This is a genomic window from Herbaspirillum sp. YR522 (assembly GCF_000282575.1).
Taxonomy (GTDB): domain Bacteria; phylum Pseudomonadota; class Gammaproteobacteria; order Burkholderiales; family Burkholderiaceae_D; genus Herbaspirillum.
In genome coordinates this window covers 1-14,530 of sequence record NZ_AKJA01000128.1, presented here as the reverse complement: position 1 = coordinate 14,530, position 14,530 = coordinate 1, and the positions used below count along the sequence as shown (strand labels likewise).

The window sequence follows — 14,530 nt, the reverse complement described above, 5'->3', positions numbered from 1 at the left end:
CTCTCTTTAGTCAGCCCTGGCGCGCCGCCGGTGTCGCCGGCAGCTTCACGACCTGCAGGAAAAAGCCGAGACGGCGCACCGCTTCGATGAAATCGTCGTACTCCACCGGCTTGGTGATATAGACGTTGCAGCCATACTCGTAGCAACGCTCGATCTCGCGCGGGTCGTCGGTGGTGGTGAGCATGATCACGGGAATGGCGGCGGTGCTGGCGTCCTGCTTCATCTGCCTGAGCACCTCGATGCCGGTGACGCGCGGCATGTTCACGTCCAGCAGTACCACTACTTCATGCATCTGGCCGCGGTCGCCGCCGTTGAAGAAGAAGTCGAGCGCCTCCTGGCCATCCCGAAGGCGCCGGAAATCGTTGACCAGGCCGGCGCGCCGCAGGTTCTTCTCGACCAGCAGCGCGTGCCCGTCGTCGTCTTCGACCAGGATGATGTTGACTCCGCTGTCTACTGCCATGATTGCTCCCGCGATGCGTTGAAAACCGTGTTCAGGCGGCGTTGACCAGTCCGGCCTGGCCGGGCTGCGCCGGCAACGCCACGAAGAAAGTGCTGCCCACCCCTTCGCTGGATTCTACCCAGATCCGGCCGCCGTGGCGCTCGACCACCCGCTTGACCAGCGCCAGCCCGACGCCCTCGCCCTGGGCCACGTTGCCGTGCAGGCGCTGGAATGCCGAAAACATCCGCCCCAGGTGCGCACTGGCGATCCCCAGCCCGTTGTCACGCACGAAATAGGTATTGAGTCCATCTCCCGCGTGGCCGGCAATGCAGCCCACCTCGATGTGGCCCGGCCGTTGCGCATCGAGGTAATTGACCGCATTGCCGACCAGGTTGCCGAATACCTGCTCGACCGCGGTCGGGTCGCCGTAGGCCGGCGGCAGGTCGGGCTGGATCACGACCGTGGCGCCCTTGGCCCGGATGCTGCCGCTCATGGCGTCGACGATACGCTGCGCGATGGCATTGATGTCGGTCATCACCGGCAGGTACTCGACCCGCCCGGCACGCGACAGGCGCAGCATGGCGTCGATGATGCCGGCGGCGCGGGTCACGGCATTCTGGATGAAACGCAGGGAAGTATGCAGGTCGTCGTCGATCAGCTCCTGGATGCGCCGCTTGTTGGCAGCGGGCACATCCAGGGCCGCGATCTCGGTGGACAGGTCACGGGTGGCGTGCATGATCTCCTTGCTGAAGCCCTGCAGGTTCACCAGGGGCGAGCGCAGGTCGTGCGAGACGCTGTAGATGAACATCTCGTTGTCCTGGGTCTGCGCGCGCAGATGCGTGTTGAGCTCGTCGAGCTCGCGGGCCCGCTGTTCGATCTCGGTGCGGTAGCGCAGCGCCTCGTCATTGGCGCGCTGCAAGCGATCGCTGGTGCGATGGAGCACGTCGTCGAGCTGCGATATCTCGTCGTCGCCGCGTACCCGCTGGGCCAGTTCGCTGCCGTCCGCCAGGCGCCGCGCGTTCTCGGTGAGCACTTCGACGCGCTTGCCGATGTTGCTGGTGAATGCATAGGAAGCCAGCCCGGCGGCCAGGATCGAACCCACCACGGCGGCGATGAGGACCATGGTCTGCGACTGGCGCGCGTCCTGCAGGTCTTCGTTGCGCTCGGCGGCCAGTTGACGCTCGGTATCGATGAATCTTGCCAGCCGGCTGCGAAACTCGGCCAGGCGATGGGGCCCGGCTTCATCGCGCAATTGCGCAATCACCGCTTCGCGCTGGCCGTCCTGCATGCGCTGGCGGGCGCTGTCGGCCCAGGTGCGGTAATTGGCGACGGACTCGCGAAGGCCCGCAACGGCCGCGCTCTGCGCGGCGTTATCCTCGACCATCGTCTGCAGTTCGCCCAGCTTGGCGTCGACGTCGGCCCACATTTCGGGGCGACTGATGGGGGTGGGATCGTTGATGAGGACGGCATTGCGAATCCGGGCCGACTCCAGCAGCATCGGTTCGCGCACCTCGCTGGCCTGGTTCATCACCGACGCGGAATGGGCGGCCCAGCGCTCGGCATCCTCGGCGTCGGCCTGCATCTTGAACAGCGAGGCCAGCAATACCACTTCGAACAGGCTGGGGATCGCCACGATCACCCATCCCTTGGTCAGCAACTTCATGCATCCCCCTTCGTCCAGGATCACCGCGCAGATTGCGCGGTGCCCGCGCCTCCCGCGCGCACCGGTCCAAACTGTCATTGCTGCTACCGGGACCGCTGGCCAGTTGCCTTTGCTTATTGATTTAGTGAGCGGGCGGCCGGCTCGAGGCGATTTCCAGTAATCAATTGTTACTGTGGATTATAAACTCACGGCGCGAAAAAATAACGGCAATTGCTGCGCAAGGCAGCAACGCGTCTGGCACGAAGGCAGGAAGATGACATGCTGACAACCCGCGACACCGAACAGGACAGTGCCGGGACGAACTCAGAAACTTAGCAGGTGCGGCGCGGACAGGGGATCGAAGTCACGCCAGTCGCCACCGCTGATATGGCCCTCGCTGCGTTCGATCTGTTGTGCCCGGACGTCGCGCAAGACATCGATCGCCCGTCGCTCCTGGTGGTCGTCTCCGACCTCGACGGCCACCAGCATGCCGCTGGCACGCCGTGGGCGCTGGGCGTCATCGGTCGAGGCCAAGGTACCCACCAGGCCGCCAACGTGACCACCCACCAACCCGCCCAGCACCGCCCCCAGGGGCCCGGTCACCGGCGCGGTGGCCGCGCCCACGGCCGCGCCAGTGGCAGCACCGGCGCCCACGCCGGTGGCGACGCCCTTGTCGGTATCTTCGGCGCCAGGCGATTTGTCCCGATCGCCGCCGACGGCGAAGGTGTCATGCTGGCCGGCCGGATTGACGAAGAAGCTGCTGATGCGTTCGACCGGATAGCCGGCGCGCACCAGCGCATCGACCGCCTGGGTCGCCTGGTCCTGCAATTGGAAATGCCCTGCGATGATGGTGCTCATGATGTCTCCTGTACGGCCAGGCGGCGCAGCCTCTGGGGGCTGCTGGCGCCGCGGTTCAAGCGGCCTTGGGCTGGCCGTCGGTGGCGCGATTGCAATCGCGAAAACGGCGGATGAGCATGTTGGTCGAGCTGTCGTGATGCAGTGGCTGGCTGTGGTCGATCAACTGGCGCGCAGTCCGCTTGGCCAGCGCCTTGCCCAGCTCCACGCCCCATTGATCGAACGAGTCGAGATTCCAGATCACGCCCTGGGTAAATACGCTGTGTTCGTACAGCGCTACCAGCGATCCCAGGCTGTAGGGGGTGAGCTTGCTGACCAGCATGCTGTTGCTGGGGCGGCTGCCGGCAAACACCCGATGCGGCACCAGTTCCTCGGGCGTGCCCTCGGCACGTACCTCGTCGGCGCTCTTGCCGAAGGCCAGTGCCTCGGCCTGGGCAAACATGTTGGCCATCAACAATTCGTGCTGGTCGCCGAGCGCCTCGAGCGGCTGGCAAAAGCCGATGAAGTCGCATGGCACCAGTTGCGTGCCCTGGTGCAGCATCTGGTAGAACGAATGCTGTCCATTGATGCCGCTATCGCCCCAGTACACGGGCGAGGTCTGGTAGCCCACCGCTTCGCCCTGGGCGGTCACGCCCTTGCCGTTGCTCTCCATCGTCAATTGTTGCAAATAGGCCGGCAAGCGCTTCAGGTTCTGGCTGTAGGGCAGCACCGCCTGGCTGGCCGCGCCGAAGAAATTGGTGTACCACACGGTCAGCATGCCGAGGATCACCGGCAGGTTCGACTCCAGCGGCGTGGTCCGGAAATGCTCGTCCATGTCATGGAAGCCACGCAGCATCTCGCGGAAGTGCTCGGGACCGATGGCGATCATGGTCGACAGGCCGATGGCGCTGGTCATCGAATAGCGTCCGCCCACCCAGTCCCAGAAGCCGAACATGTTGGCCGGGTCGATGCCGAAGCGCGAGGCTTCTTCGATATTGGTGGTCACGCCGGCGAAGTGGCGCGCCACGGCGCGCTCGTCGCCCAGTTGCGCCACCAGCCAGCCACGCGCGGCGTGGGCATTGGTGATGGTCTCGAGCGTGGTGAAGGTCTTGGAACAGACGATGAACAAGGTCTGCTCGGCCGGCAGGTCGCGCACCGTCTCGCTGAGCGCTGCGCCATCGACATCTGACACGAAATGCATCGTCAGCTCGCGCGCGCTGTACGAGCGCAGCGCATCATAGGCCATCATCGGCCCCAGGTCGGAGCCGCCGATGCCGATGTTGACCACATGGCGGATCGGCAGGCCGGTATGCCCCAGCCACTGGCCGCAGCGCACCTGCTGGGCAAAGCCTTCCATGCGGCCCAGTACTTCCTGCACCTGGGCCACCACGTCCACGCCATCGACCACCAGGCGCTCGCCGGCGGGCTTGCGCAGGGCCGTATGCAGCACCGAGCGATTCTCGGTGTTGTTGATGCGGTCGCCCCGGAACATGGCCTCGATACGATCCTGCAGCCCGCACTCGCGCGCCAGCTGCATCAGCAGCATCATGGTTTCGCTGGTGACCAGGTTCTTGGAGTAATCGAGATAGATGCCCACGCCCTCGGCCGTGAGCGTTTCGCCGCGCTTGTCGCTGGCCGCGAACAGGCGCTCCAGCGTGAAATGGCGGGCGCGATCGCGGTAGTGCTCGCACAGCGCGTTCCAACCGCTCTTGTCGGTCAGCGCTTCACGCTGGGAGTAGATGAATAGTGGCAGCTGAAAGTCGCTGGCGGGCAATGTCGTCATGAGTCCTGCTCCTTGTTCTTGGTCTGCTCGGCGAGGGAAAACTGTGCGTCATGATGCGTTGCACCAACGATAGCGCCTGGCTGGCCGTTTGTCTATCGCCGGTTTTCGCCGAGCGGTTCGCTTCAGTCCCGAAGGCTTGCCCGGCGCGGCGCTGGGCAGAGCGGGCCACGGGCAAGGATGAACTGATGGTAGTCAAGCCTGAGGTTGCAGTGCGATAGGACGGGAGCGGTTTTGCTTGTAGGAAAAACGGAATTGCTGCAATGCAATCCAGCATTGCAGCCCGTCATGACCGGCGTCGCGCCTAGTCGTGCAGTTCCAGCAGTTCGACCGGCAGGCTGCCCAGTACCTCGCCAGCCAGCAGTTGCAGGTCGGCCTGGGTATCGGGGCCGCCCTCGAGCGCGCCGTGGCCGCTGGTCAACACACTGCGCCAGCGCCGCGTGCCGGTGCCCACGATCGATGCGGGGACGACGATGCAGGTATTGCCCCACGACTCGACCGGGACCAGCGGCAGGCTGTCTTCGCGCGGCGCATCGAAAGCCAGCAGATGGGCCGCCAGACGGCTGCAGACCACGATGGCCACGCGTACCGGGGCATCCGCGCTGGCCGGCAATACGCGGGCGAAGGCGATCACGTGGCGCGCCAGCTTGCCCTGCACCGCCAACGGCAGATAGTCGCCGCGCGCGAACAACTCGGCATGCTGGCGCCGATGGTCCAGCACTGCACGAATCAGTTGCAGCTTGGCGCCGCCATCATGCCAATCCCGCAGCGACACCGGTCGCTGGCGCACGTCCGACAGCCGTTGTTGCCGCAGCGCAAAATCGACCGGGCGCCGATTGTCGGGATCGACCAGGCTCAGGTCCCACATCTCGGCCCCCTGGTACAGGTCGGGCACGCCCGGCACGGTCAACTTGAGCAGCGTCTGGGACAGGCTGTTGAGCGCACCGAGCGGCGCCAGGCGGCGCACGAAACCTTCCAGCTCGACCAGGAAGGGATGGTGTCGCGCATCCAGCCCCGGGTCGCACAACAGGGCGCGTACGAAGCGCTCGCAGGCCATTTCGTATTCTTCCTGCGGCACCACCCAGTCGCTGCGGCGCTTGGCTTCCCGCTGCGCCTTGCGCTGCCAGGCCACCACCCGCTCGGCCAGTTGCTGCAGTGCCTGCAGGTCGTCGTCGGCGGCCTGCATGCCGTCGCGCCAGGCGCCCACCAGGGTCTGGTACAGCATGCATTCGTCGATGGCGTCGATGCCGCCTTGCGCACCGGCCGTGGCTGCCACCACGGGGGCGTTCTGGGCGCGCCAGTGCATCAGCAGCGTATGCCACTCTTCGGCGATCTCCGATAGCGCGGCCAGGCGCATGCGTCCGTCCTCGCCGCGCTTGTGGTCGTGGGTGCCGGTGGCCAGCATGCTCGATGGAGCATGCCGGGCGCGCTCCACGCCAAGCTGGTGGAAATCCTGCACCGACAGGCTCAACTGGTCCGGGTGCGAGCCGACTTCGTTGCGCGAGATGAGTCGCCCATAGCGATAGAACGCGGTGTCCTCGACCGATTTCGCGGTCAAGGGCGGTGTCAGCTGCTGCAAGCGCGCCATGGCGCGCAACTGCAGTGCACGCTCGGTGGCGTCTTCCAATATATCGCCCGCCATCCAGTCACGGATCATCCGCAGTGCCGCATGATCGCTGGCATGCAGGGTGGCGGCGGCCTGTTGCACGGCACCATCCAGGACCTGGCGGTCGTGCTCGCTCATGCCCTCGGCGCCGCCATAGGTACGATAGACCGGGAACTGCACCAGCAGCTCGGCCAGGCTGCGCCGCAGCGCCATCAGCGACAGGTCGCGGGTGCCGGTGCAGGCACGCGCCAGACGGTGCAGGCAGGCCGCCAACGCGTTGAATTCGGCGGCAAAGTTGCGCGTCAGGAAGCTGCGCCGGGCGCTGCGCACCATCTCGTCGAAATGCACCATGCGAGGCGCCAGGGTGCCGACCATCCGGTCCACCGTCGCGCCCTGCTGCCGGGCCTCGTCGACGATGTCGTTCCACAGTTCGTCGAGCACCGGTTCGCCTTCGCCGTCGTGCAGCACGGCCGCGCACTGGTCCATGAATTCATAGCCGGTGGTGCCATCCAGTTGCCAAGCCGCTGGCAGCGTCTCGTGCGGCGCCAGGATCTTCTCGGCGATGATGTAGGGCACATGGCCGGGGCGCAGCGCGCGCAGGCGCTGGCGCAGGCGCAGGCAATAGCCGGCCGGGTCGGTCAGCCCATCGATGTGGTCCAGGCGTACGCCATCGATCAAGCCGTCCGCATACAGGCGGAAGATCTCGCGATGCAACTCCTCGAATACATCCTCGCGCTCGACCCGCACGCCGACCAGTTCACTGACCTCGAAGAAACGGCGCCAGTTGATCTCATCGGCGGCGTTGCGCCAGAACGCCAGCCGATAGTGCTGGCGCTCCAGCAACGCATGCAGCGCCGCCTGGCCCGTTGCGGTATCCGGCGCGAACGCCGCCAATGCGGCGTCAATGGCGGCCCGGCCACGGTCGTCGGCGGCCAGCTCGCGCAGCAGTTGCCAACCTATCGCTGCCTGTCGCTCGGCTTGGCCATGGTCTTCGCCGATGCCGCCGAAAGCGGCGATGGCCGGCGCCAGGATCGGGCTGCCGGCGGTGTCGAGCACGCCGGCGACATCGCTCGGCGAAAGCGGAAAGATATTGTCGTGGTGGGCCACGGCCAACTGGCCGTGCGCTGCATCCAAGCGCAGGCACAGTTCACCTGCGGCCAGCGCTTCGCCATAGGGCCGCCCCAGGAACGGCAGGCACAACTTGCCGGCCAGCGCCGGGTCCGGGCTGTCCCAGTCGATGTCGAACCACTCGGCATATCGGCTGCGGCGCCCCCAGCGCAAGACATCCTGCCACCAGGGGTTGTCGCGCCCGACCGCCATGTGGTTGGGCACGATATCGACGATGAGGCCCATGCCGCGCTGGTGCAGCAGGCCGCACAGCTCGCGCAGGCCCTTCTCGCCGCCCAGTTCGGGGTTGACGCGGGTCGGATCGACCACATCGTAGCCGTGGGTGGAACCGGGACGCGCGGTCAGGATCGGCGAGGCATACAGATGGCTGATACCCAGCGCATCGTAGTAATCGACCAGTGCACAGGCATGCTCGAAGCGAAAGTCCTGGTGCAATTGCAGGCGCGCCGTGGCACGTGGCACGCCGCTGCTGGCGACGGCCTGGGAATCGGGTTTCACTAGGGTTCTCCTGGCAGCGTCAGAGGCTGCCGTTGCTGGTTCTTGGGGCCGCCGGCACAGGCTGCGCCGGGTCCAGTGCGCGGGTACCGCGCTGGCGCGCCAGGTGCGCCAGGCGCGCGCGCGCCTGGTGGGCATCGAACAATTGCCCGACGTCGGCCGGCAGGCGCCGACGCCAGTTGGGATGCGGCTCGGTCAGGCCGGGCAGGTTGGGCTGTTGCGGCAGGCCGAGAATGTCCTCGACCGGAATCACGGCCAGCGGCGCCGGTGTCTGCGCCACGAAATCCAGCGCCGCGTCGACCACCGTTTCGCACGCCTGCAGCGGCTGCGGCAACTGCTCGCCCTCGTCGACCGGCAGCACCGCCCGTGGCCCGGCGCCGTCGGGCATGGCGCCATGGGCCGATCCGGCCTGGACCATGGTTTGCCACAAGGCTGCGCGTTCAGCGGCGCGCTGCTGCAATGCCTCTTGTACGCCCGTCGGTTCGGCCAGATGCTGCAATCGGGTGCGCCAGGCGATATCGGCGCCCGACCACCAGCCCGCCACGGTCGGCAAGTCATGGGTGGTGGTGACGGCAATTGCGCTGCCCGACCACTGCTGCGGCGGCAGGAAGTGCTGCTTGCCGCGCTGGAACCACAATACCCGGATGCCGGCCACCCCTGCCTCGTCGAGCACCTGGTCGAAGCCCGGCGGCACCGTGCCGAGGTCTTCGCCGATGACCACCGCGCGATGCCGCCATGATTCGAGGGCGATCAGGCGCAGCATGTCGCGCAGCCGGTAGCGTACATAGGCGCCGGCGCTGGCGTCGCGCCCGGCCGGCACCAGCCACATGCGGTTCAGACCCAGCACGTGGTCGATGCGCAGGCCACCGCCCTGGGCCAGGCAGGCCCGCAACATGGCCAGGTAGGCCTGGTAGCCATGGCGATGCATGGCCAGCGGCGAGAACGCCCCCAGCCCCCAGTTCTGTCCTTGCGGCGCGAGCAGGTCTGGCGGTGCGCCCACGGTGATGCCGCTGGCGATCTCGTCCTGGTAGCTCCAGGCCTGGCTGCCACCGTTGTCGGCACCCACGGCCAGGTCGGCGATGAGGCCGATGGCCATGCCCGCGGCGCGCGCGTCGCGTTGCGCCTGGGCCAGGCCACGCGCGGCCTGCCATTGCAGGAACATGTGAAAGTCGACTTCGCCGCTCTGCTGGCGCGCAAAGTCGCGCATGAAGGCGGTCTCCGGATTGCGGCCATCGTCGCCCCAGGTACGCCAGTCGCAACTGCCCGCCTGGTGCCTGCTGGCCAGGCCATGGCTATAGGCCTCGTACACCGCGTGCGCCTGCAAGGCGCGCCCGCCCTGCAGGCGGAAGGCGGCGAAGGCGGCCTGGTGGGTACCGCCGCCGGCCCCCGCCTCGGTAAGATACAGCGCATACAGGCGGCGCAGCAGTTGCATGCGATGGGCGCCGGCGCGCTCCCAGTCGACCAGCCCGGCGCCTTGCAGCCGTTCGTGCGCGGCGATCAGTTCGGAGCCACCTTCGGCCAGCGCCTGGGCCTGGGCCGCTTCGCCCAGCACCGCCGCCGGGTCGATCAGCAAGGCATTGAGAAACAGTCGGCTCGACGGCGAGTATGGGCTGGCGCGCCCGGGATCGGCGCCGAACATGGCATGCACCGGCGACATCGCCAGCGCCGCGGCGCCATGGGCGGCGGCCATCTTCGCCAATTCGCCGACGGCCCCGAAGTGCCCGATACCGCCGTCGCCGTAGACATTGCGGCCGGGCTTCAAGCTGTCCTGGCGCAGGCTGTAGAGTTGCGCCGACAAGGCCCAGCCGCGCACGCCCTGGCTGGGGGCGTGTGCCCGCCCATCGGCGACGGTGGCATCGGCCAGGGCGTCGGCCAGCGTGAAGCAACGGGCCGGGGCGATGGCCAGCGTGACCACCTGGCCATCGATGAACAGGCGGTGATAGCCCGCGATCTGGATCGGCGGCAGGGTCGGTGCCCGGGTCACATCGCCCGACACCAGCAGCGGCTGGCGCACGCCGTTTTCCAGTTCCAGGCGACACGACTGGCCATGCAGGCGCGCCGTGACCGGCAGCTCGATCGGCTGGTGCTGCACCCCGGTGACCAGCGGCGGCAGTCGTGCATCTTCGTGCCGCAGCAGCTCGAGGCTGGCACGGCAATCGTCGGCCGAGGCGCAGTCCAGCCCCAGCGCGCCCAGCAGGGCCTGCAAGGTGTCGTCGTCGACCCGCTGCGGCTGGTCGTAGGCATCGATCCAGTCGACCGCGATGCCGACGTGTTCGGCTAGTGCATGGAGCGGCGTGAGGCGCATCACAGCGCTCCCATCGGCGGCGCGGGCTCACGCAGCACCAGCACCGAATAACCGGGAAAGCTGCCCGCAGCCAGGGCATCGAGCGCATTGCCGCTGTCGAACAATACGTCCGTGCCGGCCGGCGCGACCAGGTCGTCGATGGACTCGGTGATGGCCTGCTCTGCCAGGTTGATGGTGATATTGAGGACGGTGCGATTGGCCAGCCGCCAGCGTGCATTGACCGCCTTGGGGCCGATGGCGCGCGCATCGATGGCGTGTGCGCCACGCAGGAAGGGCGAGACATGCACGCTGCGGATGCGCAGCAGCTGCGCCACCCGCGCCAGGCAAGCCACCGAGGCCGGCGCCGGGCCCGGTTCGGGGATCGATGCGATGAAGGTCGAGAAGCTGTTGGGATCGGGCAGCTGGTCCAGCAGGGCCGGATCGGAAAACTGCGGGAAGTGCGAGAACTCGCGACGGCGGCCGTCGCGGATGGCCTGCACCAGCTCTTCATTGCGATGACTGGTGAAGTAATAGAACGGCTGCACCGCATCGAACTCCTCGCCCATGAACAACATGGGGATCTGCGGCGACAACAGCATCAGCGCCTGCGCCGCATGCAAGGCCAGCGGGTGGGCCAGCGTGGTCAGGCGCTCGCCGAAGGCACGGTTGCCGATCTGGTCGTGGTTCTGCATGAACAGCACGAATGCCGTGGGCGGCAAGTCGGCACTGGGTTCGCCCCGCGCTTCGCCCGAGAACGGCGATACCTCGCCCTGGTAGACGAAGCCTTCCTTGAGGCAGCGCGCCAGCTTCTCGGCCGGCTGTTCGGCATAGGCCGCATAGTAGCCGTTGGACTCATCGGTCAACAGCACATGCAGCACGTGATGGCCGTCGTCGTTCCATTGGGCGTCGTAGAGGTGGGTGCCAGGTTCCTGGCCATGGCCTTGGTAGCCGAGCAGGTGCGACGCGTTGCCGTCATGCTCCAGCACCAGGTGCACATGGCGCTGGTTGCCGATCTCGGCGCGCACCCGCTGCCCCAGGCGGGCCAGCCAATCCTGCTCGCAGATGGCGTGCACCGCATCCAGGCGCAGGCCGTCGAAGCGGTATTCCTGGAGCCAATAGAGCGCATTGCGGGTGAAGAAATCGTCCACTTCGGCGCGCCGGAAGTCGATGGTGGCGCCCCACAAGGTCTGCATGTCATGGCGGAAGAACGGCGGCGCGTAGGTGTCGAGGTAGTTGCCGTCCGGGCCGAAATGGTTGTACACCACGTCCAGGAACACCATCATGCCCAATCCGTGGGCGGTGTCGACCAGGGCCTTGAGCTGCTCGGGGGTGCCGTAGCTGGCATCGGGTGCAAACGGCAGCACACCGTCGTAACCCCAGTTATGGGCACCGGGAAACTCGGCCAGCGGCATCAGCTCGATGGCGGTAATGCCCAGTTCGGCCAGTTCCGGCAGCCGTTGCAGGATGCCGGCAAAGCCGCCCATGGCGCCGGGATGCAGTTCGTAGAGTACGGTCTCGTGCCAGGGCCGGCCGGTCCAGTTGGGAAACTGCCACTGGTAGGCATGCGGGTCGACCACCATGCTGGGATCGAAGATGTCGCCGGCTTGGCCGCGCGAGGCCGGGTCCGGCACCACCACTTCGCCGTGGATCTGCGACATCAGCGCATAGCGGTAGCGGGTGCCCGGCTGGGCCTCGGTCTCCAGCGAAAACCAGCCTTCGTTGTCGGGCTCGGCCGTCATCGGCACCCGCTCACGTTCTTCGAGTTCGACCTCGGCGATCTTGGCACCCGGCGCCCATAGGCGAAAGCGCACCTTGCCCGGTGCGGTCACCTGGGCTCCGAACGGCAGGTCGACGGAAAAATGAGCACTCATGTGCGGTCTCCCCATTCGTTACGTTTGATCCATTCATTGGCCGCCAGCGGATAGATGGCCGCCGACATGTGTAGCGGGCGGTTGGCAAACACCTGCAAGGTGTGCGCCGCCACGTTCACCCGCTCCCGGCCCGACAGCGTCAGGCTGCCCTCGACGTCGGCCGGCATGCCGGTGTCGTGGGCAGTGTCGAGCAACAGGCAGTATTGGTCCTCTTCGCGCGGGAAGCAGAACTCGATATCTTCGTGGCCGGCATTGACGAACAGCAGCACCATGTCGGGTACCGCCTCGGCCAGTTCCGGGGGCAACTCGGTATTGCCGGCGTCGATGATGCGGGCCGACAGTTGCTTGTGCGGTTCGTGGCGGCGCCCGGCCATCTGCAGGGCGATCGCGCGCGCCACCGGGTTGCGCCAGTCGTCGCTCGACACCGGCTGGCCGGCCTCGTCGAACCAGCTTACGTCGGCCAGTTCGTCGCCTACCTTGGCCGCGCCGTGCAGGAAGTAATTGGCGCGCAGCACTTCGAAATCGCGCCGGATCGCCGTCAAGCGGCCGGTGAACGCGGTCAGTGCGGCACCTGCCGGTGACTGGGCAGCGTTCCAGTCGACCCAGGAGATTTCATTGTCCTGGCAATAGGCGTTGTTGTTGCCGCCCTGGGTGCGGTTGAATTCGTCGCCGGCCAGCAGCATCGGGGTGCCCTGGGCCAGCAGCACCGACGCCAGCATCGAGCGCTGCACCCGGGCTCGCGTGGCCAGCACCGCAGGATCGTCGGTCTCGCCTTCGACGCCCCAGTTGTAGCTGGCATTGTCGTTGTGGCCGTCGTTGCCGTTTTCGCCATTGGCGTCGTTGTGCTTGCCGTCGTAACTGACCAGGTCGCGCAACGTGAAGCCGTCGTGGGAGGCGATGAAGTTGACCGAGGCCCAGGGCTTGCGACGGTTGTGCTCGAACAGCTCGGCCGAGCCCAGCATGCGTTGGGCGAAGCCGCCGCGCATGCCTTCGTCGCCTTTCCAGAACTTGCGCATGTCGTCGCGGAACTTGTCGTTCCATTCCGAAAACCGCGGTGGATGGTTGCCCAGCTGGTAGCCGCCGGGGCCGATATCCCAGGGCTCGGAAATCAGTTTCAGGCGCGACAGCACCGGGTCCTGCAGCAAGGCATCGAAGAACCCCGAACCCGGGTCGAAGCCGCCCGGCTCGCGCCCCAGGGTAGAGCCCAGGTCGAAGCGAAAACCGTCGATATGGAACGACTGGGCCCAGTAGCGCAGCGAATCCATCACCATCTGCAGCACCCGTGGATGCGACATGTTGAGGGTGTTGCCGCAGCCGGTGTCGTTGATGTGATAGCGCGGCTGGTCGGGCAGCAGCCGGAAGTAGCTGGCGTTGTCCAGGCCGCGCAGCGACAGCATCGGTCCCAGCTCGCTGCCTTCGCAGTTGTGATTGTAGACCACGTCGAGGATGACCTCGATGCCGGCGCTGTGCAGGCGTCGCACGGCCATGCGGAATTCGTTCAAGTCGCCCGATGACAGATAGGATGGTTCGGGCGCGAAGAAGGCCAGCGTGCTGTAGCCCCAATAGTTGCGCAAGCCCCGTTCCAGCAGAAAGCTGTCCTGCAGGAAGGCGTGCACCGGCATCAACTCCAGCGTGGTCACGCCCAGGCGCAGCAGGTGGTCGATGAAGGCGGGGTCGGCCAGCGCGGCAAAGGTGCCGCGCTCGTTCGGCACCAGGTCGTGACGCAGCTTGGAGATGCCACGCACATGGGCTTCGTAGATGACGGTCTTGCTCCACGGCACATGCGGGCGCCGGTCATGCTCCCACAGAAAGGCTTCTTCCACCACCATCGCCTTGGGCATGGCCGCGGCGCTGTCGCGGCGGTCCTGCGAAAGATCGGCGCGCGGCGAGTGCAAGCGGTAGCCATACAGCGCATCGGTCCACCTCACCTGCCCTACCAGGCGCTTGGCATAGGGGTCCAGCAACAGCTTGTTGGGGTTGAAACGATGCCCCTTGTTCGGCTCGAACGGTCCGTGGGCGCGGTAACCGTAGACCAGCCCGGGGGCCGCGCCCGGCAGGTAGCCGTGCCATACCTCGTCGGTACATTCGGGCAAGCGGATGCGCTTGAGCTCGCGCTTGCCGGACGAATCGAACAGGCACAGGTCGATGCGCGTGGCATGCGCAGAGAACACGGCAAAATTGACGCCCAATCCGTCCGAGCTGGCGCCCAGCGGATAAGGCAGACCGGGCATGAGTCGGTCTGGCAGGCCAGCGCTCATGTCAACCCTCCTGGCGCAGGATGACAGTCGACAGCGGTGGCAGCGTCACTTCGATGGAGGCATCGTGGCCGTGCCAGCCCACCGCTTCGACCTGTACCCCGCCCATGTTGCCGGTGTTGCTGCCGCCATAGATGGCGGCGTCGGTGTTGAGCACCTCGCGCCAGAAACCGCGACCGCCGTTGCCGGCAGGGGG

General features: G+C 66.7%; 9 protein-coding genes. All 9 read right to left on the bottom strand.

Annotated elements, in window-relative coordinates:
* Positions 1-10: 10 nt before the first annotated feature.
* Positions 11-460 carry a response regulator gene (locus PMI40_RS17550; protein WP_008118086.1) on the bottom strand — a complete coding sequence of 150 codons (450 nt, stop codon included), beginning with the start codon at positions 458-460 and terminating at the stop codon, positions 11-13.
* Between the two features lie 31 nt (positions 461-491).
* On the bottom strand, positions 492-2,102 hold the full coding sequence (locus PMI40_RS17545) for an ATP-binding protein (RefSeq protein ID WP_008118085.1): 1,611 nt from the start codon (positions 2,100-2,102) through the stop codon (positions 492-494).
* Between the two features lie 303 nt (positions 2,103-2,405).
* Positions 2,406-2,939, bottom strand: a complete 534-nt coding sequence (locus tag PMI40_RS17540) for a hypothetical protein (protein WP_008118082.1) — start codon at positions 2,937-2,939, stop codon at positions 2,406-2,408.
* Between the two features lie 55 nt (positions 2,940-2,994).
* Positions 2,995-4,698, bottom strand: a complete 1,704-nt coding sequence (gene pgi, locus PMI40_RS17535) for a glucose-6-phosphate isomerase (protein ID WP_008118080.1) — start codon at positions 4,696-4,698, stop codon at positions 2,995-2,997.
* A 301-nt stretch (positions 4,699-4,999) separates the two neighbouring features.
* On the bottom strand, positions 5,000-7,927 hold the full coding sequence (treY, locus tag PMI40_RS17530) for a malto-oligosyltrehalose synthase (RefSeq protein WP_008118078.1): 2,928 nt from the start codon (positions 7,925-7,927) through the stop codon (positions 5,000-5,002).
* 19 nt (positions 7,928-7,946) lie between these two features.
* A complete protein-coding gene (malQ, locus tag PMI40_RS17525; RefSeq protein WP_008118076.1) occupies positions 7,947-10,229 on the bottom strand; it encodes a 4-alpha-glucanotransferase in 2,283 nt (760 codons plus the stop codon).
* Positions 10,229-12,079, bottom strand: coding sequence for a malto-oligosyltrehalose trehalohydrolase (gene treZ, locus PMI40_RS17520; protein WP_008118074.1), 1,851 nt, complete (start codon positions 12,077-12,079; stop codon positions 10,229-10,231). The genes malQ and treZ overlap by 1 nt, the downstream gene beginning before the upstream one ends.
* Positions 12,076-14,337, bottom strand: coding sequence for a glycogen debranching protein GlgX (gene glgX, locus PMI40_RS17515; RefSeq protein ID WP_008118073.1), 2,262 nt, complete (start codon positions 14,335-14,337; stop codon positions 12,076-12,078). The genes treZ and glgX overlap by 4 nt, the downstream gene beginning before the upstream one ends.
* 1 nt (position 14,338) lies before the next feature.
* A partial coding sequence (locus PMI40_RS17510; RefSeq protein ID WP_008118071.1) for an alpha amylase C-terminal domain-containing protein occupies positions 14,339-14,530 on the bottom strand: 192 nt, incomplete at its 5' end.